Source organism: Bradyrhizobium sp. USDA 3315, assembly GCF_054056795.1.
Window position 1 is genome coordinate 9,469,011 of sequence record NZ_JBSRYP010000001.1, and the last position, 24,895, is coordinate 9,493,905.

General features: G+C 58.6%; 17 protein-coding genes and 4 pseudogenes. 5 read left to right on the plus strand and 16 right to left on the minus strand.

The annotated features are described in order from the left end of the window. Positions 1-369: 369 nt before the first annotated feature. Together ACVIYL_RS44090 and ACVIYL_RS44095 are read right to left on the minus strand one after the other, a co-directional pair. Positions 370-2,910, minus strand: a complete 2,541-nt coding sequence (locus ACVIYL_RS44090; protein ID WP_456781654.1) for a CoA transferase — start codon at positions 2,908-2,910, stop codon at positions 370-372. Positions 2,911-4,077: 1,167 nt separating this feature from the next. Beyond that, positions 4,078-4,515: a group II intron maturase-specific domain-containing protein gene (locus ACVIYL_RS44095; RefSeq protein WP_456781655.1), complete on the minus strand. Its 438-nt coding sequence runs from the start codon at positions 4,513-4,515 to the stop codon at positions 4,078-4,080. A 279-nt stretch (positions 4,516-4,794) separates the two neighbouring features. Here ACVIYL_RS44095 and ACVIYL_RS44100 point away from each other — a divergent pair, with 279 nt between their 5' ends. Continuing rightward, entirely contained in the window at positions 4,795-5,760 is a 966-nt protein-coding gene (locus tag ACVIYL_RS44100) for an IS481 family transposase (RefSeq protein ID WP_456781656.1), read from the plus strand. A 262-nt stretch (positions 5,761-6,022) separates the two neighbouring features. On the opposite strand, the gene ACVIYL_RS44105 is transcribed toward ACVIYL_RS44100, so the two are convergent. Beyond that, complete coding sequence (locus ACVIYL_RS44105; protein ID WP_456781657.1) at positions 6,023-6,742, minus strand: acyl-CoA thioesterase; 720 nt, start codon at positions 6,740-6,742, stop codon at positions 6,023-6,025. Between the two features lie 3 nt (positions 6,743-6,745). Between ACVIYL_RS44105 and ACVIYL_RS44110 the strand changes: the two genes are divergently transcribed. Continuing rightward, the gene (locus ACVIYL_RS44110; RefSeq protein WP_456781658.1) at positions 6,746-7,036 is read left to right on the plus strand and encodes a hypothetical protein; all 291 of its coding nucleotides are present in this window, start codon (positions 6,746-6,748) and stop codon (positions 7,034-7,036) included. A gap of 130 nt (positions 7,037-7,166) precedes the next feature. Here the strand turns inward: ACVIYL_RS44110 and ACVIYL_RS44115 are convergent, their stop codons facing one another. Then, positions 7,167-8,561 (minus strand): FAD-binding oxidoreductase, encoded by a 1,395-nt coding sequence (locus ACVIYL_RS44115; RefSeq protein WP_456781659.1) that lies wholly within the window; start codon positions 8,559-8,561, stop codon positions 7,167-7,169. 287 nt (positions 8,562-8,848) lie between these two features. Between ACVIYL_RS44115 and ACVIYL_RS44120 the strand changes: the two are divergent. After that, a pseudogene (locus tag ACVIYL_RS44120) lies at positions 8,849-9,043 on the plus strand (IS481 family transposase); the annotation flags it as partial. Positions 9,044-9,067: 24 nt separating this feature from the next. Here ACVIYL_RS44120 and tnpC read toward each other — a convergent pair. The 7 genes and pseudogenes from tnpC to ACVIYL_RS44155 all read right to left on the minus strand — a co-directional run bounded on the left by tnpC (position 9,068) and on the right by ACVIYL_RS44155 (position 14,857). Beyond that, the gene (tnpC, locus tag ACVIYL_RS44125) at positions 9,068-10,660 is read right to left on the minus strand and encodes an IS66 family transposase (protein WP_253604517.1); all 1,593 of its coding nucleotides are present in this window, start codon (positions 10,658-10,660) and stop codon (positions 9,068-9,070) included. Positions 10,661-10,734: 74 nt separating this feature from the next. Beyond that, positions 10,735-10,965 (minus strand): annotated as a pseudogene (gene tnpB, locus ACVIYL_RS44130) (IS66 family insertion sequence element accessory protein TnpB); the annotation flags it as partial. 122 nt (positions 10,966-11,087) lie between these two features. Continuing rightward, complete coding sequence (locus ACVIYL_RS44135) at positions 11,088-12,095, minus strand: tyrosine-type recombinase/integrase (protein WP_456777323.1); 1,008 nt, start codon at positions 12,093-12,095, stop codon at positions 11,088-11,090. Next, the gene (locus ACVIYL_RS44140) at positions 12,092-13,024 is read right to left on the minus strand and encodes a tyrosine-type recombinase/integrase (protein WP_456777324.1); all 933 of its coding nucleotides are present in this window, start codon (positions 13,022-13,024) and stop codon (positions 12,092-12,094) included. Before ACVIYL_RS44140 ends, ACVIYL_RS44135 begins: the two co-directional genes overlap by 4 nt. Further along, positions 13,021-13,875 (minus strand): site-specific integrase, encoded by an 855-nt coding sequence (locus tag ACVIYL_RS44145; protein ID WP_456781660.1) that lies wholly within the window; start codon positions 13,873-13,875, stop codon positions 13,021-13,023. Before ACVIYL_RS44145 ends, ACVIYL_RS44140 begins: the two co-directional genes overlap by 4 nt. A 488-nt stretch (positions 13,876-14,363) precedes the next feature. After that, positions 14,364-14,510 (minus strand): IS66 family insertion sequence element accessory protein TnpB, encoded by a 147-nt coding sequence (gene tnpB, locus ACVIYL_RS44150; protein WP_076824769.1) that lies wholly within the window; start codon positions 14,508-14,510, stop codon positions 14,364-14,366. Next, complete coding sequence (locus tag ACVIYL_RS44155; protein ID WP_253606702.1) at positions 14,507-14,857, minus strand: transposase; 351 nt, start codon at positions 14,855-14,857, stop codon at positions 14,507-14,509. The genes tnpB (ACVIYL_RS44150) and ACVIYL_RS44155 overlap by 4 nt, the downstream gene beginning before the upstream one ends. 228 nt (positions 14,858-15,085) lie before the next feature. Between ACVIYL_RS44155 and ACVIYL_RS44160 the strand changes: the two genes are divergently transcribed. Further along, entirely contained in the window at positions 15,086-16,519 is a 1,434-nt protein-coding gene (locus ACVIYL_RS44160) for an IS4 family transposase (RefSeq protein ID WP_456779677.1), read from the plus strand. Between the two features lie 16 nt (positions 16,520-16,535). Further along, a pseudogene (locus tag ACVIYL_RS44165) lies at positions 16,536-17,210 on the plus strand (integrase core domain-containing protein); the annotation flags it as partial. A 631-nt stretch (positions 17,211-17,841) separates the two neighbouring features. Here the strand turns inward: ACVIYL_RS44165 and ACVIYL_RS44170 are convergent. The 5 genes and pseudogenes from ACVIYL_RS44170 to pimC form a co-directional block, all read right to left on the minus strand. Next, on the minus strand, positions 17,842-18,975 hold the full coding sequence (locus ACVIYL_RS44170; protein WP_456781661.1) for a mandelate racemase/muconate lactonizing enzyme family protein: 1,134 nt from the start codon (positions 18,973-18,975) through the stop codon (positions 17,842-17,844). A 190-nt stretch (positions 18,976-19,165) separates the two neighbouring features. Beyond that, positions 19,166-20,617: an MATE family efflux transporter gene (locus tag ACVIYL_RS44175; RefSeq protein WP_456781662.1), complete on the minus strand. Its 1,452-nt coding sequence runs from the start codon at positions 20,615-20,617 to the stop codon at positions 19,166-19,168. Positions 20,618-21,271: 654 nt separating this feature from the next. Then, positions 21,272-21,479 (minus strand): annotated as a pseudogene (gene tnpA, locus ACVIYL_RS44180) (IS200/IS605 family transposase); the annotation flags it as partial. Positions 21,480-22,149: 670 nt separating this feature from the next. After that, positions 22,150-23,292, minus strand: coding sequence for a pimeloyl-CoA dehydrogenase small subunit (gene pimD / locus ACVIYL_RS44185; protein WP_456781969.1), 1,143 nt, complete (start codon positions 23,290-23,292; stop codon positions 22,150-22,152). 179 nt (positions 23,293-23,471) lie between these two features. Beyond that, complete coding sequence (pimC, locus tag ACVIYL_RS44190; protein WP_456781663.1) at positions 23,472-24,659, minus strand: pimeloyl-CoA dehydrogenase large subunit; 1,188 nt, start codon at positions 24,657-24,659, stop codon at positions 23,472-23,474. Positions 24,660-24,895: the final 236 nt, after the last annotated feature.

Sequence of the window (24,895 nt, forward strand, 5' to 3'; positions counted from 1 at the left end):
TCCTCGCAGTATTTCTGCCAACTCATTTACCTGAGACGGGAACACGTGGGAGCTACCAGGACTTGTAGTGGCTGTGATCTATCGGGTCATAAGTCTACTTGCGAAGATGCTTCAAATGTCGGAGTCGATTGGGGCAGGATAGCAAACCATGCTGCCTCGCTAACAGTTGCGGCTCGCGGACCTCTCTAGCTGGAGTCATACCAGCCATTGTTGGCCATCTTTGCCCGGTATGGACGGTTCAATCAAAGTTCGCCACCTGGTGGTCTTGTTCCGACAGCTACCGCGCACGAGCAGCGTATGAAATGGTTGTTCGGAATGCGTGTATTTCTCGCAACCAATCTTTGTCATTTATGAACACCGCCAGCCCCTTCAATTCGCGGTGTGTTCAGCAAGGGGGAGTTCCGCCTCGGAAAGCATCGACGTGCCGATGATGTGATCCGCAGCCAATTGCTCGATCTCCGTATCGGAGAGCCCGAGAAGCCCTGATAGGATTTCTGCGTTGTGTTGTCCGAGAGTTGGCGCCGCTGTACGGATCTGATGGGGCGTCGCGTTCTCACGAATTGGCATCGATGGCTGCGGGTGCAATCCCACGTAGGCGCGGTTCACTTCCTGCAGAAATGCGCGCGAGCTGAGATGCGGGTCCTTGAGCATATCAATTGGAAGGCGGGCGACACCGGCGGCAACCCTTACCGATTGCAACTCAAACATGGCTTGATCCGCATCGCGGGCGAGCGTCCAGGCTTCGATACCTCTCTCGATATCATCCTCGATGACGCGGCGGGCTTCGGGTGAGTTCAGAGACGGGTCGTTGGCCCAGTCCGGCCTGCCAATAATGGTGGCAAGCCTCTGCCACATGCCTGCGTCGGTAGCGGTTACTACGATCCAGTTGTCTTCACCCGCACATCGGAAACAGCCATGTGGGACGTGCTGGGGGTGACGATTTCCATATCTGGGCGGCGGCATGCCATCGATGGAGTGCGCGGTGATCCATGGTGCCACGAACGGCATCATGCATTCGACTTGCGCCAGATCAATGAATTGGCCTTTTCCGGTCTTGCGCGCGTGAATCAACGCAACCAGAACTGCAGCGCAGCCATTCAATCCGCCAACGGGGTCACCGAAAGCGATGTGGCTCATGACCGGCAGTCCACCCGCGCTTCCGACCACGTTGGGAAGCCCTGAGCCCTGCTCCAGCGTCGAACCATACGCCCGGCAATCGCGATGGACGCTGTACGACCCGAAGGCCGACATCGACATCATGACCAGCCGAGGATTGAGAGCCCTAAGCACGTCGTAGCCAAGCCCCAGCTTCGGCAACACGTCGATTGAATAATTGCCGACGGCAATATCGGCTTTTGCCAACAGCCGCTTCGTAAGGGCGAGTCCTTCCGGGTGCTTCAAATCCAGCGTGATTCCGCGCTTGTTACGGTTCATAATGCAGAAGCACAGCGCCCTTTCGTACATCCGATCTTCAACGTAGCCAGGGGGCCTGTCAACGCCGCGCCACCAATCCGGGTATTGGATCGCCTCGATCTTGATAACCTCCGCACCGAGATCAGCGAGCGTACGCGTACATAATGGTCCTGCCCAGCCCATCGTGAAATCCACCACGCGGACCCCTAGCAGGGGTAACCGGTAGCCATCGGTGCAGCCCAGCAAAGATCGCGGAAAGGTCGGCTCGGCTGTTCGTACATCACAGTGATGTTGTTGTTTGCCAACGGCCGGAACCTGCCCGCCCGGACGTGGCGGCGTCAATGTCAGCCGCTGCATCGAACCAACGGTCCGCCCCTCTTCTTGGCCAAACCGAACTCGCACGATTGCACCGCTCGCCAGCTTTTCTACATCCTGTAGTAAATCAGACAATTGCGGCACTGGGACCAGTGGAAGTTTGCGCTTCACCCCCTCCGCAAACCACTCCTGGGCCGTCCGCGTCTTCAACCTCGGAATTAACTGTCGGTCGATATGATCCATGTTTTTCAGACGACCTTCGTTGGACACTAGATCTCGATGGTCGCGCAACTCAGAGAGGCAAAGTAATTCGCAGAATTTGCGCCACTGTTTTGGAGTAACTGCTGAAACGCCGAGCCACCCTTTTTTGGTCTCATAGATGCCAACCGGAAAATTCGGCCAAAAGCGATTAATTCCGATCCGACGCATCACGTCGCCGCGCGCAAACGCGTCGAACATCAGGTACTCGGTCGGCGTGAGCGTCGCTTCGAAAATGCTGAGCGACCACGACCGACCCGCCTCCCCCTGCATGCGCGCAAACGCCGAAGACGCAGCCGCGATGAAGCCCCATAGACCAGCAACGATACCCGTCTGAAAATCCGGTGCGTGCGAGGGAGGGCCATCGCACGGGCCGACCAGCTTCACGAGACCGGCGAGTGCGCGCACCGTAGAATCAGTCGCGGCAAATTTCGCATATGGCCCCTCGCCGCCGAACCAGCTGGCTTCGAGATAGATCAAGCCGGATCGTCGTTTCCGGATGCCGCTAATATCAATCTCTGGGCAGTCAGCGGCATCAACATCGCGTCCATCGATCAAAATGTCGCAATCTTCAATCAAGGCCGTTAGGCGCGTGATCGCATCTGGCTCGGTGGGATCAATGACAACGCTCGACTTATTGAAATTCAAGAATGCGAACCATGCGCTCTGCCCACCAGGCGTAAGAGGCGCGCTCTGGCGAAGTGGATCACCTGCCGGCGGTTCGACCTTTTGAACATCGGCGCCGAAATCAGCGAATAACCGGGCACAATAGCTGGTCCCAGCCGAGCTGCCGATTTCGACGACCCGCAGATGCGATAAGACTTCCATCGATAACTCTATTTTGTTGCCTTGCTGGCTCCCGCAACCGCAGTCGGCTGCAGAGACCGTTACCGCGGCTTCGCTGTGTTCGGCGACCAATGCCACTGACACCCCCAAACACAGACGAGTATAGTTGCAGTGTGACCAATTGACGTTTCCGATCTTGAAAACGACGTCAACGAATGCGCTATTGTCCTACGCGTAGATTCCTGCCACGTTCCAAAATGCCCCTTGCTCCTAAGCAGCTATTATCGAATATGCAAGAAAGAGCTAAGGGGGCGCTTCTTACCCATGAGCAGCGCGCTAAAGACTAAACCACTGGCTAGACCGCTCAGACAGCTACCAAATCGGATAGAGTTGACGAAAAGAGCGCATGAACAGTGCGCTCATTTCGATGCATTCAAACAAGGCTTCGTTTCGCCCGCCGCGTTTCGTAAACGCAATCATATCGAGTCGGAGCTAGGCACACTGAACCGTCTTTATGCGGCGGAACGACCGATCCCTACTCGTCATACGGTCTATCCGGCGCATAGCTATCTATCGTCCGGGATCAATTGGCGTACCCCTCCGGAGCCCCAACACCCGATGCGGTCGGTACCCGTTTTGCCGTTTGAATCTGCTGCTTAGTCTAATTCAGTCGCTTCGTGACATCGAAGCCGGACGATCTTTCATCGGATCTTGCCAGCGCTCTGGCGGCGCTCAGGCTGAGCGTGGGGCGCGGCTGAGCCGAAGCGCTGGCTACCAGCGTGCAGGCGGAGCTATCGTACAACGAGGCGCGCCGATTGCGCCCACCGTTTTAGTTTGCCCATTCGCGGCAAGCTTCTTCAAACTCGCTGGACATCAAGAAACTGCTCGATATGATAGCAAGGGCAAACCGATTTCTCCGAACGCACTGGGGGCGGTCGGCCGCCTCAATGCGTTGGTCGAGATCGAGCGCGCCATCGAGGGCCGCGCAGCCGACGAGCGGAGCACCGGGTGCCAGGGAAGACACAAGCTGCTTCTCGAGGACATGTTGCTGAGAACTCAAAACCCTCTTGCGCTCCTCCGAGGTATTCGAGCCAATCAACTACATGCTGATGCTCTGGGATGACTTCGCTTCCTCGAAGATGGCAGATCTGCTTGACCATAATTGCGCTGAGCGCGTTCGAGGGCTGGCGCGCCGCACGGCCATGCATTCGTGGCCATGCACGTTTCCAGCCCCCTCGCACGCAGCATGCAGATTTCCCGCACTGCGCGCCCCCATTTGCTTCAGTTCAAGGGCTATGAGACCTATCATGTTGGTGCGACTTTCGTCGTATCGTATTTCGCCTCGTAGTCATTGAACAGCTTCAGGGTCTTGTACAACCACGAACTGTTCCACCGCCCACAGCAGAAGCCCTGTCGTTTGCGAGCATGCGCGATATGGTGCCTGACCTTTTTCTCTATCCGCTTTTTGACGTAGCGGAAGCACTCGATTGAGTCCCCAACCGCGAAGTAATTCACCCATCCCCGGAGCTTCGAATTGACCAGGTTCATCACCCTGTCGATCGGTTGCGATCGGTGTCGGCGAAACACCTCCTTCAAGTCCCTCAAAGGCGCTGTCCGGTTCTTGAGCTTGGGCGTATGGTGCGGCCGCATCCTTCCGCGCAAAGCGGAGATAGAGGAAGTCGAGCTCGAGAAAGCCGAATCTCTCGCCTCGTTCCAGGTCGACCATGCGACTCTTTTCGTCATTGATTTCTACGTTCAGTTTGGCAAACTCCTCCTGCAACCGTTTGATCACGGCTCCGATCAGCCAGTCATGACGTTTGTAGGCGTCGATCAATATAACCAGATCGTCAGCGAACTTCGCGTATTGAATACGGGTGTGCTTGCTCTCGCGGGTGACGTCCGGGCTCGCTCAAGCATATTGTCCGCCGTTGAGGTACTGGGCAACGGCGAGATCACACCCGCTAGGTGTTTAGTCCCAAGCTTTGATGGTGCATTCTTGTCGCACGATTCGAAGGATGCGCTATGGGACAGGTTTTACACGGCTGCGCCACCACGACGGAGGCGGTCCGTCGAGCAATACAAAATAGTCAAGAGAGCCTGAGAGCCCTCACCAAGCGCTACGGGATCAACCAGAAGACTGTCGCGAAGTGGAGGCAGCGCGAGACTGTCGCCGATCGTTCGACAGGCCCCAAGGAAGCCAAGTCGACAGTCCTTTCCATCGAGGAGGAGGCGATCATCGTCGCGTTCCGGCGGCATACGCTGCTGCCGCTCGACGATTGTCTCTATGCACTGCAGCCAACCATCCCGCATCTGACGCGGTCATCCCTGCATCGCTGCCTCCAGCGCCACGGCATCAGCCGATTGCCGGAGGTGGAAGGCGGCAAGCCTTCGAAGAAGAAGTTCAAGGCCTATCCGATCGGCTATTTCCACATCGACATCGCTGAGCTCCAGACCGCTGAAGGCAAGCTCTACCTCTACGTCGCAATCGATCGCACCAGCAAGTTCGCCTTCGTGCAACTGGTCAAGAAGACGGGAAGGACCTCAGCCTCGGCCTTCCTCGAAGCTCTGATCGCGGCTGTCCCCTACAAGATCCACACGGCTCTCACCGACAATGGGATCCAGTTCACCTTCCCGCCGCGCTACGCCGACGGCCCAACGGCACGATACGTGATGCATATGTTCGATATGCGATGCCAGGAAAACGGCATCGAACATCGGCTGACCAAGATCAAGCATCCCTGGACCAATGGCCAGGTCGAGCGCATGAACCGCACGATCAAGGAAGCGACCGTTCAACGCTACCATTACGATCGACACGATCAGCTCGAAGCTCACCTTGCCGACTTCATCAACGCCTACAACTACGCTCAGCGGCTGAAGACCCTGAAGGGCCTCACACCCTACGAATACATCTGCAAATGCTGGACTTCCCAGCCGGAACGATTCAAACTCAACCCGCTCCAGCAAATGCCGGGACTAAACACCTAGGCGCTCAAGGCGGTTCCCGACCAATGAGCGTAGTCATTGGGCCCGGGCAGCGTGCAGTTTCGCATGCTCAAATAGAAGGCGGGTTCTCAGGCTCGGCCGGCGCAAGCGATCCTCGAGCGCTTCACTATCGCTGTGCCATCGTGTCGGGTCTAGACCAGTAGCCGCAACACGAGGATGCCGCGTGGATGAACGTGGTCGGCGCTCGAGGACACCCTTGGCGAAGGGATTCTTCAACGATGATTGCTTCGGCACGTGTAACGCCCTAACGTCGCTCGCGCACGGAACCTTCCTGAGCTACAGATGCCACTAGCGAGCCGCCTGCCTCAAAGATCAACCCCCGCGTAAGACCACGACCAGCGTACGCGCTCGGGGATTCCTGCGCATAAAGTAGCCACTCGTCCGCGCGCCCCCCCCGGTGAAACCACATTGTGTGATCGAGGCTTGCACTTATCATCCGCTTGTCGAATGGCGGGCTGCCATAGCGAGCAGTTACCGCGTCGAGTAAAGGGTAATCGGAGACATAAGCCAGCGCGCATATATGCAACGTTGGATTGTCGGGCAGCTTCGCGGCGGTCTTGATCCAAACATGGGTGCGGCCGTTGTCGAGCTTCTGACCGAAATAGCGACCGGTCTCAACCGTGAGCAACTCAATGCCATAATAGCGGCGAATAAATTCTGGCGTTTCAACAAACACGGGCTGTTTGGCTAATTGTTCTGCAGCAAGTCTTTCCGGTGGCGACACGTCCGGCATCTCGTCCTGATGATCTAAGGACCCCTGCTCTTCGATTTGAAACGACACCATGATAGAGCATATCGCGTCACCGCACTGAACGGCGGTGACGCGCCGGAACGAATAGCTCCTGCCGTCGCGCAGAGCTTCGACTCGGTAGATGATGGGCTCCTGCGGATCGCCGGGCTTTAGGAAATGGCTGTGCAGCGAATGCGGTAGCCGGCCTGTCACGGTGCTGCATGCCGCTGCCATCGCTTGCCCAATGATGTGGCCGCCGAATACCCACTGCGAGCCGGTTTCTGGAATGTCACCGCGATAACGATTGCCATCGAGCGGCTCGAGATGGAAGATAGTTGCGAGATCAACCAGACTTTTTCGACATGCACGGACTTCGATTTTTCTTTTGCTCAGTTCATGGCGCAGCCTTGTATCCGAACATCAAAGTGGTTCATTGGTGCATCGGCCTGCTTCCCCCTTGTTTATTCGTCTGTTTCACTGCTGCAGAAGCGGCTCCAGGGCTGGCGCGCGAGCGCGCGAATGTTCTAACCTCTCCTGCAACGTGCGGAAAACAAACAGAGCCCCGCTTGACGAGATCTAAATCCAAGAGCGGGTGCTACCTATCAGACAATCGCGAAGCCAACGCAGCTCGACATAGCGGCTCTATTCACCCACCTTTTCACATTGTGAAGATCCGCCCCGGATTCAGAATGTTGTTTGGGTCGATCGCGCGCTTGAGCGCACGCATGGTCTCGATTTCCTCCTGCGTCCGACTAATTTTTAGATATGGCCGCTTCAAGACGCCAATACCATGTTCGGCAGAGATTGACCCGCCGAATTCGCCAGTGATCTGATAAACAAGCTTCTCGAAATCCTCCCGCTTGGAAGGCGTGTCCTCGTGATGCAGATCTAAATGCAAGTTGCCATCGCCTACGTGACCGAAGACCATCGCGAACGCACCGGCGTCGATAGCCTTGATGCGCGCATCAATCGCCTTCGCATATTCATCCATGCAGTCGATGCGAAGGCTGACGTCGAATCCGATACGGGAGGCATAGGGGAAGGTACGGCCAAGTTCCAGCGAAGAATCGCGGATACGCCAAATCGCCGATGCAGATGCCTTCGAGTTCGAGAGCGTCGCCTCAAGTATCACGTTCACGCCCAATGCGGCCTCAAGCAGCTCCTCAAGATCAGCATGGATTCTGTCCGCATTGTTGCCGGCCGCCTCGAGCAGAACATAGAAGGGATGATCGGCGGTCAGCGGCCCCACCACGCCCTTCACTCGCTCCACGGTGAGGCGGTAGTACTCATTCCACATGACCTCGAATGCAGTCAGTTCTCCGTCGAGATGTCGGCGCGCCATATTGAGGAATGAAGAGACCTGCGCAAAGGAATGCAGGGCGCAAAGCGCCACTTGTTGCTCCGTCGGTGCCGGAAAGACGCGCAATGCGGCTCGCGTTATCACGCCAAGGATGCCTTCACTGCCAATGAAAAGCTGTTTCAAGTCGATGCCAGTGTTGTTCTTGAGGTGTCTGCGCAAGCCATGCAGGACCGTTCCATCGGCGATAACGACTTCGAGGCCGAGTATGAGATCGCGTGTCATGCCATAGCGAATTACTCGATTACCGCCGGCATTAGTCGAAATGTTGCCGCCGATGGTGCAGCTACCGCGTGCGCCGAGATCAAGCGGAAATATGTGCCCTTCCTGCTCGACCCGTTCCTGGATGCTTTGCAGCGGGGTGCCCGCTTGCGCAATGACTACGCGTGCCGAGGTATCCACCTCTTCGATCGCATTCAATCGCTCCATCGACAGGACGATTTCATTCGCGTTTGGAAGTGCGCCGCGCACCAAGCCGGTCATGCCGCCCTGCGTCGTCAGCGGAACTTTCTTCTGGTGACAGAGCCGAAGTAAGTCCGAGACTTGCTCGGTCGTCCTTGGACGGACGACCGCACGCGGCTTGGCGACTGCCTTGCCCGCCAGATCATGGTAATAGCGCGCGTCGATGTCGGTGCCGGTGAGAACCGAACTGTTGTCGAGCACCTCACGCAAGTGGTCAATGATGCCGCGAGACATGTCACCTTGCTAATGCTTCACGCGAACTGATAGTTCGGGATCGTTCTCACAGTAACTACTAGCGTTGGCAGTTGAATGCCGCACAAAGAAGAAGCTGAGTGAACCGTTCAATTATGAGATTGCGTGCATGCGTTGATTAAGGCGAGGCAGCCTGGCACTTTCCCTTGCCATCATGCCACGCAGGACATCTTGCGGTTGGAGTCCAGTTCCGGCGCGGGTCGCACTAGATGTCTGGTCCCTGGGTGTGGGGGAATCAGCCATGCTGATCCCTCATTCCGGGAGGACCTATGGGCCAGATACTCCATGGCAGCGCCACGACCACGCACGCCATCCGAGCGGCAATACAGCGATCGAAGGCTTCGCTCAAAGAATTAGCCGCCCAGCGCGGTCTTAATCAGAAGTCCGTAGCCAAGTGGCGTAAACGCGCCTTTGTCCCCGATGCGCCGATGGGCCCCAAGACCGTGCGCTCGACCGTGCTCTCGACCGTAAGCGGCAAGCTGAGGCCGTCAGGCTGCGTGGTTCCATGGCATAAGCGCGTCGATTTGGCTGCTCGGCCAGCCGTTGGCGATACGCTGAAGTGTTAAGGCGAGCCAGGCGAACGGATCGACGTTGTTCATTTTCGCCGTCTGCAGCAGCGTTGCGATGGTCGCCCAGGTTCGTCCGCCGCCGTCGCTGCCAGCGAAGAGGCTATTCTTTCTCGTGATTGTTAGTGGCCTGATGGCGCGTTCGACGACGTTGGAGTCGAGCTCGATGCGACCATCGGTCAGGAAGCGTTCGAAGATGGCACGCCGCGAGACGGCATAGCGGATCGCCTCAGCCAGTTTTGATTTGCCGGAGATCCGCCGCAAGGTCTGCTGCCAGAGATCGAAGAGATCTGCGACGATCGCCGCGGAGGCTTGCCGGCGCGCGGCAACGCGAGCGTCGGGGCTTTGACCGCGCACGGTCTTCTCGACCTGCCAGAGCCTTGCCATCCGCTCGACCGTCGCCGTTGCCACTTCCGAGCTCCCTGCAACATGCAGCTCGTAGAACTTGCGTCTGCAGTGTGACCAGCAGCCAGCCAATGTGATGCCATCATTGCCGCGATCGGATCGCGCGAGCTTGTTATAGGCGGCATAGCCATCCACTTGCAGGATGCCGCGATAACCATTGAGATGGCGGACCGCGCATTCGCCGGAGCGGCTGTCTTCGAAGCGATAAGCCACCATCGGGGGACCGCTGCGGCCAAAGGTTCGGTCATCCCGGGCATAGGCCCATAAGTAGGCCGTCTTTGTCGATCCGGAGCCCGGAGCGAGCGTCGGCAAAGTGGTTTCGTCGGCAAAGACCCGTTCGGCCTTCTTGACCTCGCTGAAGATGTAGTCGGCCACGATCTCGAGCTCGAAGCCGAGCTTGCCCATCCATTGCGCCATCAGCTGGCGGTCGAGCTCGACATGATCGCGGGCGTAGATAGCCTCCTGCCGGTAGAGCGGCAGGCCATCGGCATATTTGGCGACGGCTATCTGGGCCAGAAGCGCTTCCGTCGGAATGCCTCCTTCAATGATATGGGCCGGGGCCGGCGCCTGGATGACGCCGTCCGCGTTCTTGAAGGCATACCTGGGACGGCGCGTGACGATCACCCGGAACTTCGCCGGCACCACATCCAGGCGCTCCGACACGTCCTCGCCGATCAGCACCTTCTGCTTGCCGGCATGCTCAGCCAGCTCTTCCGGCTCAATGACGGTTTCGATCCGTTCCAGATGGGGCGCAAAGCCCTTGCGCCGACGCGGTGCACGCTTGCCATCCGCCTGCGCACGGCCCTTGCTGACCTGGGCCTTGATCGCGGCGATGCCGGTCTCGATCTCCTCGAAGACGAGGGCCTGCTGTTCATCGTCGCCGTTCGCCGAGCCGAGCTTCTCCGATCGTCGGCCGAACCGGGCGCGGTCGAAGGCCTTCAGGATTTGCGTCAGCCGCTCGATGCGCGCATCGGCATCGGCGTTGCGGGCCTTGAGATCGGCGACTTCGCTCTCCAGAGCATCGGCGCGGGCCGCTTTCTCGGCCATGGCAAGCACCATGGCTTTCAGCGTCTCTACGTCATTCGGGAGGCTGAGATCGGGCGGCGTCATTGACCCGACCAGAGCACATTTTGCCCCGGTTCTCTTGCCCTTTCAGGCCGCTGATTCACTTCGCCGCAGTGCTTTTACCCAACAATCTCCGGCGGCTTGACCGCCGCGGTCCGGACCCGCTTCCAGTCCATCCCATCCACCAGTGCCATCAACTGCGCAGCATTCAGCTGCACCCGATGATGCCCGATCCGCGGCCAGCAGAACCTCGCCTTCTCAAGCCGTTTTAAATAGAGGCACACGCCGGAGCCATCCCACCATACGATCTTTATTCGGTCGGCTCTTTTGGCGCGGAACACATAAAGCGCACCGTCGAACGGTTATGTTGCGTGCAACATAACCGTTCTTATGTGTCGGACGAGATTATGTGGCGGAGGCGCTCTAACGCCAGCCCGGGCCGGCCACTCAGGGTTTCTCCGCCACATAATAATCAGATGTTGGCCAGCAGCTGCAGGATGGTGTCGTTCGGCCGGAAGCGCGCGCTGCGGTCGCCTGAGACGCCCGCGTTCTCAAGTCCCCGGCGCATCATCTCGACATCCGCAGCGGCGTATCGGTGGGTTGTGGCGACCTGAGCATGGCCAAGCCAAGCCTGGATCGTCAGGAGGTCCACACCTGACCGGAGAAGCTTCATGGCGAGGGAATGCCGGAAGATGTGCGGCGATATCGGCTTGCCCTCCAAGCTTGGCCTCGTGGACCCGGCCTGGGAGGCGGCACGCCGCACGATGTGTGTCGCGCCGAAACGCGTCAGGCGCTCGTTGTGAACCCCGACGAAGATCGGCCGCGGTTCATGATTGGCGAGACCGCGTTCGCTCAATAGGTCCGTCAGCGATCGCACCAGATCCTTAGGAATGGGAACGACGCGATCTCGGCGTCCTTTGCCATGAAGCAGCACCTGCGGGCGTCCTCGCTCCAACTGAAGGTCGTTCGCGTTGACGCCAGTCGCTTCGGACACGCGAGCGCCGGTTCTCGCCAAGAAGAGCAGAAAGGCCCGGTCGCGCCGGCCGCGGGGCGTCGTCTGATCAGGGGCTGCGATGATGGCCTCCACCTCGGCGTTGGTGAGATGATGCGTCACCTCGATGTGGGCCCGTTTGGTGGGGATCGTCAGAACCCGTTGGGCGACGCCGAACGAGGCGGGATCGGCGGCAGCGACGTGATGGAAGAAGGATCGGATCGCGGCTAATCGGGCGTTGCGCGTTGCGACGGAGTTGTTCCGCTTCTCCTCAAGCTCGTCAAGAAAGGCGAGAACAAGGTCCCGATCGAGATCCTCAAGGGCCAGCGCCGCCGGCTTCTTCCCCAAATGGGCGGCGGCAAAGAGGATCAGCATGCGCAAGGCATCGCGATAGCTGGCTAAGGTCGCGGAGGTCGCGTTGCGCTGCTTGGTCAACCGGCGACGAAAGTACGACTCCAGGAGCGGCGCCAGCAGGAGGTGTTCGTTCATGCCGCGCCTCCGTCGAGGAAGGCGCGCTCAGCCGCGATGGCGAGGAGATCCGACGAGCCGGTGAGGTAGTAGGCTGTGTCGCTATAGTTGGCGTGGCCGAGGTAGGTGGCGAGTAAGGGCAGCAGCGCTTGGACGTCTGCGCGCTGTTGGTGCCACAGCCTGAGCCTGGTCACCGCGAACCGGTGCCGGAGATCGTGCGGTCGCAGAGGCTTGCCATTGTCAAGACCCGCGAGCTTGCGGACCTTAGCGAAGTTGCTTTGCAGGCCGGTCGCCGACAGACGGCAGCCTCGCGAGCTGAGGAAGAAGGCCTCGCCTTTGGGCCTGGGAAACACGGTGTCGCGCTCACGGGCGTATCGACGAAGGGCTGCCTGGGTCGTTGGGTGAACAGGAATCAGGCGGTCTTTACGGAACTTGGTTTTACGGACGAGGACGATCCCGTTGGTCAGATCGACGTCGCCGCGATCAAGGCTGACCGCTTCGCCCGATCGTAATCCCGTGCTGGCCAACAATCCGATTAGCGTCGCCATCGTACGGCCCCTGAGAGGGTTCCCTGGCGAAATGAGGCTGCATGCGTCGATAAGCGACGTCAGCTCAGCCTCACTTAGGATGCGCGGCGGCGGAATCGCCCTGGACCGCGGGAAAGCTTTGCGCTCCAAGACCTCGGTCTGGGGGGCGTAGAGGACCAGGTACTCGTAGAATCGGCGGAGCACGCCGTGACGGACCGCGCGGCTGTCGGCGGCGCCACCGAACGATAGGACGAAGTCCAGCGCCATCGTCCGGGTGGCGGGCGCACCCAGCTGAGATTGCTCGACGTAGCGAACGAAAGCCCGCAGCGTGCCGGCTTGCTTGTTGAAGGCGTAGCCGAGGGAGCGGCGCAGCTCGATGTAGCGCTCGACCTTGTCGCCGAGGAATGCGGCGAAGGCAGTCATGCGGCGCCTCCCGGAAAGGGGAGCGCGACCTCAGCGAGCTGCGAGGCCGCGACCTTCACGTACAGCGCCGTTGTGTTGATGCTTCGGTGCCCTAGAAGATCGGCGACCTCGTTGATCGGCCTTCGTCGCCCGACGAGCTGGGTGGCTAGACTGTGGCGCAGGAGATGTGCGCCTCCGACGCGACCGAGCTCGATCCCACCATGCTGCAACCGCCTCCGCACGATCCTTGAAACAGACGACGCGTACTTGAATGGTCCCACGGGCGGCGTGAAGGACAGGAACAGATGCTTACTATCGACCTTCGGTCTAGCCCGCAGGATATAGTCGGCGAGCGCGGCGCCGGTCTCCTCGATGAGCGGGGCCACTCGGTCACGCTTGCCCTTGGTGCGCCGGACAAAAAACTCACCAGCTCGCCAGTCGATATCCCGGAGCTGAAGAGCGCGTAGCTCGCCGTTGCGAATGCCTGTGGTGGCGAGCAACAACAGAACAGCTCGATCGCGAAGGTCGATCGGCGTCACCTTGCCGATCGCATCGATGGCGCGGCGAACATCATCCCACGAAAGCCGGGGCGTTAAATGGGCCAGTCGCCAATATGGCGTTCTTGGAACGATGGGAGCCAGATCCTGCTCGTGGTGACCACCCCAATGCAGAAAGCGGAGAAACGTTCGGATGTGAGAGATCGCCGCCGTGCGAGTGCCGGAGGTCGCCGAGAGCGACAGCCGATACTCGACAGCGGCAAGGACATGCTCTGCCGTCAACGCCTCGAGGTCTTGGCCAGGATGGCGATGGTGGAGCCAATCCAGAAAGCGCCGTGCGCCCAAGAGAACGCCATCGCGGGACCCTTGGCTCAAGGCCTCGTACCCTGCTCAGATAGTGAGAAAAGGAGCGCAAAAGCGGAGCGTCCGGATCATCGACTACAATGGGCGTCGAAGCAATGAATCGTTCGGGCGCCACCCGTCGCGCGTGTTGGATCGCAGACACTGCCGCAATCCGTGGTGAGTCCGTGGTGAATGTGCATAGATAGCTATCGACGATAGCTTCGCCGATCGGCCGTGAACCGCAATGTGCTGCAGCAAAACGGCCGAACCGCGCGATCCGGCTCAGATAAAGCTTAGCGGATGCTTGCTTGTAACCGAGCGAGAAAAAGTGCCCCGCGATGCGATCCATCTCGGCGCCGAGCGCCCCGTCACGAAGGCGTTTAAGCACCCCGCGGTACGAAAAATAGAACTCGAGCATTGTGCCCCTCCGGCGTTACGGCGCAGGGGGATCCCGCGTCGCCACGAGGGGCACGAAATATTATGTGGCGGAGGAATCCAGCCGTGGCCGGCCCGGGCTGGCGTTAGAGCGCCTCCGCCACATAATCTCGTCCGACACATAAGAACGGATCTGAGCCGGCATCGCGCACCAGCGCAACAAGGCCATCGATACCCTTGCGGAAGTCGACTGGATGGCTCGCCAGGAACACCTTCACGCCGGAGGGGATCATGCCGAACGGACCGCCCGGATCACCCGCTGCAACTGCGCCTCGTCGACGTCCACGCCGGCGCGCACGATCACCTCGCCAATGGCAATCTCGATCACCGCGCCTGCCACAGGCGCCACCACACCCTCGCAACTCGAGTGCCGTGAGCGATAACGCCGCCGCTCGGCCCGAGCGTCACGGCGCCAGGCGAACAGCTGCGACGGGTGAATGCCGATCCGGCGGGCGATCGCCGAGACGCTCGCGCCAGGCTCCAGCGCCTCCATCACGACTTGGGCCTTAAACTCGTCCGACCAGCGTCGGCGAAGCTGCCGCGGCGCTCCCTCAAGACGGTCGGCGACCGCTTCGATCATATGGAAGGTTCTAGTTCCAGAACTAGGCGCAGACATAGAAGCTCACATCGGCTCACAAACTTAGCAGCCGATAGCCGATCGTTCACCCCCTCCGCCAGACGGGGTCTCCTTGCTTTCAATTACCCACATTTGACTCGGATTTGAGCGAGGCGCGGCGGGCGAAATCTTGAATCGGCAGAATCTGTTGTGATTCATTGTTGAGCACCTGATTCGGAAGTGGGGTGCTCGATGGGGTTGGTGAAGGAACGCGCGGAGACGCGTGCTCAGCGATTGACGACCGGTATCGCGACGTGGGTTGATCGAGAAGCTGCGGGATGCGAGTTTAAAGATGAGCGGCTTGGTCGCCGGTTCTGCAAATTGCTCGCACAAGTCGGGAGCGACATGGGTCAAAGCATCCCGTTGGTTTGTCAGGACTGGGCCAACACAAAGGCCGCCTATCGCTTCTTCTCCAACGAGCGGGTCAATGAGGCGGATATTCTTTGCGGTCATTTCGAGGCGACGCGCGGGCGCGTAGCGGCGACGGAGGGACCGATCCTCGTCCTCCATGACACGACGGAATTCAGCTTCAAGCGCGAGAAGCCGGATCTGATCGGCTTTACGGGCAAGACGGCAGGACGCACACAGTGCGGCATCCTGATGCATTCGAGTCTCGCCGTGACGACCGAGGGGCTTCCGCTCGGACTGTCGGCAATCAAGTTCTGGACCCGCAAGAAGTTCAAGGGGACGACGGCGCTGAAGCGAAAGATCAATCCGACACGGGTGCCGATCGAGCAGAAGGAGAGCATCCGCTGGCTCGAGAATTTACGGCAATCGACCGACCTTCTCGCTGCTCCTGGACGATGCGTTCATATTGGTGATCGCGAGAGCGACATCTATGAGCTGTTTTGCCTGGCCGAGGAGGTCGGAACGCATTTCCTGGTGCGAACCTGTGTTGATCGGCTTGCCGGGGACGGCAATCATACAATTGCCGACGAAATGGACGAGGTGACGATCAAGGGTCTACATCGGATCAAGGTCAAGGACGACAAAGGCGATCCCGACGACGCCGTTCTTGAGATCAGGTACCGCAAGATACGCGTCCTGCCGCCGATCGGCAAACAGACGAAATATCCCGCACTCACTCTGACCGTGATCCACGCTCAGGAGCGGGGAAGGCCGAAGCGGCGAAAGAAAATCGAGTGGAAGCTCCTCACCGATCTCCCGGTCCAATCGCGCAAGGACGCCATCAATAAGATCGAATGGTATGCCTTGAGGTGGAAGATCGAAGTCTTCCATAAGATCCTCAAATCTGGCTGCAAAGCAGAGGACTCAAAATTGCGAACTGCTGAGCGTCTGGTCAATCTGATCGCGGTCTTCTGCATTGTGAGTTGGCGCGTCTTCTGGATGACGATGCTCAATCGCTCCTCGCCCAATACCCTACCGCAAACCGCGCTGACAGATCCCGAAATCAGGCTTCTTGATCATTTGGTGAAAGACAGGGGTGGCGACTGCTCTCGACGAAGCACGCTCTCGCACTATGTCGTCAAGATCGCGCGGCTCGGAGGATATTTGGCCCGAGCCAACGATCCGCCTCCAGGAAATACCATGATCTGGCGCGGACTATCGCGGCTGACCGACATCGAACGGGGAGCTGCGATCGAGGCAAAAATTATGGGTAATTGAAAGGTCTCCTTGCCGCTTACTCTCGACCGCGGAGGAGGCGATGATCGTCGCCTTCCGCAAGCACACGTTGCTGCCTCTGGATGACTGTCTCTACGCACTGCAGAACTGCAGGCAACGATCCCGCATCTCACGCGCTCGTCCTTGCACCGCTGCCTGCAACGCCACGGGATCAGCCGCCTTCGTGGCCGTGGACCGGACCAGCGAGTACGCCTTTGCTCGGCTGGTGAGGAAGGCCACGGGTGCGGCGGCCAGGGCCTTCCTCGACGAGCTGGTGGCCGCCGTCCGTTACTAGATCCACACCGTGCTGATCGACAGCGGCATCCAATTCGCCGACCTGCCCAAGAACCGTGATGGCTTCACCGCCAGGTGGCGCGGTCACCCCTTCGATCGGGCCTGCCAGGAACACGGCATCGAGCATCGCCTGACCAAACCCAATCACCCCTGGACCAACGCCCAGGTTGAGAGGATGAACCGCACACTCAAGGAAGCCACCGTCCGGCGATACCACTACGAGACCCACCGGCAGCTAGAAGATCACCTCGCCGCGTTCCTTGACGCCTACAACTTCGCAAGGCGCCTTAAGACCCTACGCGGCCTCACACCCTACGAAGCTATCTGCAAGGTATGGACGGACGAGCCAGACCGTTTCAGGATCGATCCCATCAACTTGACCTCGGGACTGAACACCTAGTCTTCTCGATAGCACACACTCAAGATAGGTATTGCCGATCGAATTCAGAATACCGGTAGCCTCAGCGAGCGCCTCCCTCCGAAGACACACCGGTGCGAACTGGCCGACTTCGATTCTTGGCTCTCAGGTTGGAAAACCGAGGCAATCTATCTTGCGAACCGCAGAGCACCGCGGAGCCTTCTTCCGGTGCGGAACAGCCCGCGGCGGCTGGCAAGGATATAGACAGGAGCGCAGGAGCGCCGCAGGTATCGCTCCTCTCCGAGTTCCGCCGCTTTACCTTAGGCTCAACCACTGATGCTGTCTTGTATCAACGGTAGTCCCCTCATCATCAGTTATGGCCGATATCGCGTCCATACTTCTAGCCGCGCCGAACACCGAGCAAGGTTACCTAAAACTCTGCGGTCATGACGGTTTCGTCGACTGCATCGGCGAGTAGCGCGACAATTGTGGTCCCTGCCACACGACGGGACGGGTCGCACCCAGCATGTGCTGCCGTAGTGACGTCCAACGCTGACCAGGATGACGACCTGCGGGCCCTTGATGACAATGGACGGTTTCCGGAAGCGCGGCCTCGTGGCGCTGTCGCGCGGAAGAAGAAGCCGCAGCATCTTGGTCGCATGGCGATGACCGATCATTGCGCCGCAAATCGGACCAATGCCTTGCGGTCGACTTCGATGCCGAGCCCCACTCCCTCGGGTACGCGGACGATGCCTCGGGTATGCTCTATCGGCTTGGCGAGAATCGCTTGCCGAATCGGGAACTCGGTGCGGTCGAACTCCAAGATCGGCTCAATGGGATTGAGGGAGGGCGGCGTGTGCGATGGCAGAACGGCAAGGAGATGCAGCGACGCAGCGATGGCAATGCCGGTACCCCAGACATGTGGGTTAAAACGGACGCCGAACACTTCCGCCATGTCGGCGATCTTCTTGCATTCGGAAAGTCCGCCGGCCGCGCAGATATCGGGCTGCGCGATATCGAGCGCGCGAGACACGAACAGCTCACGAAAGCCAAAGCGGGTAAACTCGCATTCACCACCGGCGATCGGAATGGATAGTGCCGTCTTCACCGCCCGATAGCCGGCAATATTCTCCGGTGGCACCGGCTCCTCGAACCAGTCGATGTCGTGATGCTCGATCATGCGTCCCAGACGGATTGCAGCGACACTATCGTACGCATGATTCGCGTCCACCATCAGCTTCACAGTCGGTCCGATCGCTTCGCGCACGACGCGAATCGTGACCGCATCCTCCTCCACACCGAAGCCGATCTTGAGCTTCACCGCGGGAAATCCTTCCGCGACGTAGCCCGCCGCCTCCTCGGCGAGATACCGAATCGGATCGTCCGCTCGTCGCCGAAGCAGGCCAGTCGCGTACGTGCCGATTTCAGTCCGCTGCGCACCGCCGAGCAGCTGTTGCACAGGAACGCCAAAGCATTTGCCCTTGATGTCCCATAGCGCGATATCGATGCCGCTCAAGCCCTGGATGACAACACCCTTCTGGCCGTGATCCCGCAAGCCTGCATAGATCATCCGCCACAGATAATCTGTACGCAGCGGATCCTTGCCGATGATCCATGGCGCAATGCTATCGACCACGGCTGCGGTCATCCGTGCCGGGCCGTAGCACTCGCCCCAGCCGATGATACCCTGGTCCGTCTCGATCTCGACCAGCATCGCGGTGCGCGTATCATACCAGGCACGCGAAGAGGCAAAAGGTTGCGACAGCGCCGCTTGAAGGATGTGGGTGTGAACGCCTGTGATCTTCATGGGTTGTACGCTTTGCTCCAATAGCTTTCGAGTATGTTCAATGCGTCAGTTCGGCATCAATGCACCGAGGCCCGGTACTCGGACGTTGTGACAGCACCAGAGTCGGAGGGCATGCTTCTCGCGTTTGCATACTCGTACAGAATTGCATCTACGTCCGTGGCGCAGCACAAATCACGTATCAGGTAGTCGTTTAAACTCCTCTATCCGCATGTCGGCGTTCAAGCGCAAGCCTGCTCGCCAGCAACTGGAAACGCGAGACAAGAAGCGCCGCATAGGTGGCCGATCCGATTGATAAGCCAATCCCGACACCAGTGGCGCCTAGGCCGAGCTTTAAGCCAAGCAGATAACCGAGGGAAAAGCCGAACAGACAAATTGCGATGCCCGCAAATAGAAGCGGTACCCGGGTGTCATTCAGTCCGCGCAAATTGCCGGACGCGATGGTGTACACTGCAGCAGAGATGAATGCGCTTGCGTTGACAAAAAGGAGGTGTGCAGCGAGTGCGATCGTTGTGTCGACATCGTCGACTGAATCGCCCAGAAAAAACTCGGCGATCTCAAAACGCGCGGCAATAACCGCAACGGTCAGCACTGCAATGATTAAGACACCCAGGAGCATCGCGGCCAGACCTGCTCGCATGATGCCGAGACCGTCAGTACGGCCGACCGCATGGGCAACGCGCACGGTCGCCGCCATGCTTATGCCGGAAGGTATCATAAACAGTATCGTGGCAACTTGAAATGAGACCAGATTGGCGGCAAGAGCCTTGGTGCTGATTAGGCCCATGAGGAGTGCAGCCGCAGACGAAATTCCGCACTCCATTAGAAGGGTCATCGTGAGTGGGGTCCCGATCACAATCAATTGCCGCATTAGCGGCCAATCGAAGCGCCAGAACTGCGCAAGCGCGTGATAGTCGCGGAATGGGCGACACATTGTGGTGAACCACAAACCGGCCAAAAACGTCGCGTAGTTCACTAGTGTGGTCGCAAGACCCGCTCCGAACAGCTCAAGTCGGGGCAGTCCGAGCTTCCCAAAGATCAGGAGATAAACCAATAAGACGTTCACCGGGATGGCCGTGAGCGTGATCCACAACACCGGCTCCGGCCGATTGACCGCGCTCATGAAAGCACGGATTGCCAGGAACAAAAGCACCGGCGCCGCGCCCCAGGCCATTCCGGAAAGGTATTGCTGGGCGAGCCGCGCCGCGTCGGGCGGCTGGCCAAAAGCCAGCAGTATTTGTTCGCCATGCAGCTGAATTGTCGTGATCGGAAGCGATAGCAGTAGCGCCGTCCATAGTCCCATGCGCAACGAGCGCCGTACCACATTTAGGTTATCCGCCCCAAACGCCTGCGCTGCAAAGGATGCGCTCGCCACTAACAGACCCATGCCCAAGGTGATGCCAACAAAATAGACCCTACCGGCCAGCGCTGCCGCGGCGACCGCCTCGGCGTCGATGCGACCGATAAACGCAAGGTCGGTCGTCATCATTGCGACCTGGCCGAGCTGCGTCACCACCATCGGTAAAGCAAGTTTCGCGATTTCGCTGAGCTCGACAGCGAAGTGATGGCGAGCCCTCTGTCCCACGACACCAGGTCGCAAAGCTGACAATGGCTTGGTCTCAGTGGGCTTGTCTGTGGAAATCATGCTGCCTGTTTTTGTTTTGGCGGAGTGTTCTTGTTCCGTAGAATCCTCTACCGCTGGAGCAGCGATAGCCGGCTGATACGGACTTTCGCGCTGCCTTTACACCCAACCCACGGGTAAACTGAGAAGCAATAATCTTGTGAGTGATCACCCAACTCCTTGAGCAACCATGCAAACCATGTGCAAGTCATGTGTGGCAGACAATCTCTTCAAGCTTCGTGCCAAGTGCGAGAGCACGGATTGTAACGCTTTTGCACAAGCGGTATCTTAAGCCCGACAACACCTCGCAAATCCGATGGTCGGCGGTAGACATACTTGATCTCGACACCGCACTGAATGTTCGGTGCGAACTTTCGGTAGCTTGTGCATCCAGCAACTCATAAGCCCCAAAACGATCAGGAGAGCAATCACAATGGCCTACCGGACGCTGCGTAGAACGCAACGCGAGTTCAGATACTCACCGGCACAAACTCTGTAACCCGTTAAATCCTTAGCGAGCATCACACGACACGCTAGTCCGGGGGTCCTCAAGCTGATGAAAGGACCCCGAATTTGAGACCATGTGCTTAGTTGGAAGGGGCTGCACCGTTCGGAGCGCATAATGAAGACGAAGACGAGACGCAAGATCGATGCGGTACTGAAGCCAAAGATCGCGCTGGGTGGGACCGAAATCATCATGCGAATATGATCCGGCATCAAACGCCCCTCCTCGACCTTGTACTCCTTCTGCATGGCCAATCTCCGGAACACGTCCCCAAGATGCCGCCTCAACTCCCCATAAAACTTCTTCCTGCGGCGCTTGAATGAAGACCACGTGATATTTGCACTCCCATTTGCTGTGGCTTAGGCTCTCGTAATCGTCCATCGCGAAGTTCCTTCTCGTGCACGTGGTGGCTCACGAGTCGCGAGTTTCGTCGATGGACGACTGCCTGAAATGTCAAACTTCTGCTGCCTCCCCGGCAGAGCCGGCGACCTTCCTTGGTAGGCTAGACGGTGCGCAATCAGGCCTTGTGCTCCTCCGTCATTGTCAGGATGAACAAAACGAATGCTCCGGCACGATGTGAACGCGGCCATCATGAGCGAGGATGCCGCTTTGGATTAACCCAACAAAACCCAGGGCGTCTCCTGCACACACGGCCCGCGATCGAAGTGACCGTGCCACGACTTTGCCGTGGATTACAGGTATCGTTGAGAACAATCGATCAAGAGACTGCCGAGCAGCTCGCGCCACAGAGGATCGAGACAAGGAAAAACCGTGTCTGGAGTCCCCACGAGAGCCGCGCGCTGGCGGAGCAACATCGTTTCTTTTTTCACGCGTCAGTGACTAGAGGATACAGCGGCGCGTTGCATTGCTTCGCCGTGGCTGCAAAGCCAAATCAGTGATCGATCGAAGCAAATTGTCTCTTAAGCAACGCGGTCGGTACGTATAGGGCCCCGCAACACTATTTTCGCTTAAGACGATCTTGTCCAGCTCCGTCTCTTGCGGAGACAGAGCATGATTGTCGCTGCGTAGCTGTTGCCTCGACCAACACAGATCAGACCAGTGCGCTGCGCTCACTGACTCGGCGGAGGTGATAGTCGGCGTCGCCAAAGGAATTCTCGATCATGGTTAGCCGCTTAAAATAGTGGCCAATCTTAGCTTCCATAGTCATGCCGATACCGCCATGCAGTTGGATCGATTGCTGGCCAATGAATCTTCCGCTTCTTCCGATCTGCACTTTTGCCGCGGCAATCGATTTCGCTCTTTCGGCGGGATCATCGAGGTAGGTGGCCATGGCGGCAAGCATCGACATCGACCGCGCTTGTTCGAGCGCAACGAACATGTCCGCGGCACGGTGGTGCAGGCTCTGAAAGGACCCGATCGCCACCCCGAACTGCTTGCGAGTTTTCAGGTATTCGACGGTAGTCTTCAGGGATTCGTCCATAACACCGACCGCTTCGGCGCAGAGTGCGGCGCGGGTCTCATCAACCACGCGCTCAATCAGCGGCAGACCATTATCGGGGTCGCCGATAGCCGCCTCCGGGCCAACCTCAACACCGGTTAGGACAATATCGGCAGCATGCAGGCCGTCCTGGGTTGGATAACTCGCTTTTGAGATGTTTTTGGCGTTGGCGGGCACGAGGAAGACACCGACACCCCGTGTATCGCGTCGAGCGCCATGTGTGCGCGCTGTAATGATCAGCGCGTCCGCGTTCTCACCGTTTGTTACCACGCACTTTTCGCCATCGATGACCCAGCCGTCGCCCTTCATCTTCGCGGTCGTCATGACATCGAACAGGTCGTAGCGCGAATTCTTCTCGAGCTGGCCGAACGCAAAGGTTTTGCTGCCGTCGATAATGCCTGGCAGATGCGCGGCTTTCTGCGCATCCGAACCGGCGTGTCGCAGGAAGCCGCCGCCGATTACGACTGTTACGAGATATGGCTCCAGCACTAGCGACTTGCCGAGCGCATCCATCACGATCATGGTCTCGAAGCCGCCGCCGCCGAAGCCACCATCCGCTTCCCCAAATGGCAGGCCCAATAGGCCTTGTTCGGCTAGCACGCTCCAGATCGCTCTGCTCCACCCGCCGTTCTCCTTCATGTACTTCTTGCGGCTCTCGAAATTGTAGGCATCAGCCAGGAGGCCTTCAATGCTTTCCTTGAGCAGCTGCTGCTCCTCGGTCAGGTCAAAGTTCATTTCAGATTCCTCAAGTAGCAACTCTGTGCTGTTGGGCGCACTCATCATCCTTCTCCGCCTGCGGGGAGAATTCGATTTGCGAAGCAAATCCGGCGAGAGATTGCCGCTCTCGTGAACTAGCCAGCGAGAAGAGAAGCCCCCACCTCGCCGCGCTTCCACGCAAAAGATGCGGAGAGAGCTCACAATCCCAGCAACGCCTTGGCGATGATGTTGCGCTGGATCTCGTTGGAGCCGCCGTAGATCGAGACCTTTCGATTGTTGAAATAGCTCGGCGCGATCGAGGCTCTCCAATCCTTGGCTTCGTTCGAGCTGTCCGGATGCTCGTCATAAGGTCCAGCGAATGGGCCGATGACCGCCATCAGAAGTTCCGTTGTCGCTTGCTGGATCTCCGAGCCCTTGATCTTCAGAATGGAGGAGGCCGGGTTGGGTTTGCTCTTGCCGTGCTTACCTTCATCGGCCACAACGCGGAGCTGCGTCAGTTCCAGCGCCTTTAGCTCGATTTCGCAGGCCGCCAGCTTCTCGCGGAAAGCGGGATCTTGGATAATCGGCCGACCGCTGGACTCGACCTTGGATGCGAGCTCCTTGATATGGCGGAGACGCTCCTTGGAGACACCGACCCGCGCAATACCGGTGCGCTCATTGCCGAGAAGGAATTTTGCGTAATCCCAACCCTTGTTCTTCTCGCCGATCAGGTTTTCGTAGGGCACCTCAACGTCGTCGAGGAAGACCTCGTTGACCTCGTGACCGCCGTCGATGGTCTGGATCGGACGTACGGTGACGCCCTTCGACTTCATGCTGAATACGATGAACGAGATGCCCATCTGCTTCTTCGCAGTTGGATCGGTCCGGCAGAGGCAGAAGATCATGTCGGCGTGTTGGGCAAGCGTGGTCCAGGTCTTCTGGCCGTTGATGATCCACTTGTCACCCTTGTGCTCGGCTTTGGTCTTGAGCGAAGCTAGGTCAGAGCCCGCGCCCGGCTCGGAAAAACCCTGACACCACCAGTCGTCAACATTTGCGATGCGCGGCAGGTAGTATTTCTTTTGTTCCTCATTGCCGAAGGTGTAGATAACCGGGCCGACCATGGAAACTCCGAAGGAGAGCGGCGCCGGTACCGGATACATTTGAAGCTCCTCGTTGAAGATATAGTGCTGCACCGAATTCCAGCCGGTGCCGCCATATTCCTTCGGCCAGTGGCTAGTCCCCCAGCCTTTCTTATTAAGTGTACGCCACCAGGCGATCATTTCGTCTTTGGACAAATGCCAGCCTTCCGCAAGCTTGCGCCGCATCTCCGGCGGCACGTTGTTCCGCAGGAATTGCTGCACCTCTGCGCGAAATGCCTGCTCTTTCGCTGTAAATTCGAGATTCATCGGACACTCCAGTCAACGAGTCAACGAGTTCCATAACGGATTATAAAGGTCGGTGCGCTTCAAGACGCGCGTAAAATCAGGCCGAGGACACCTCTCCATCAAGGCAAATTGTTATCAACACAGAACTGAACTGGAAGCCGTTCGGCAGAGCTGGACGGGAGGGATTCGCTCCTTTCTCCGGCATGATCCGCCGGGCCGGGAACATCGCCCCCAAGGGAAGCTGCGAGATAATCGGG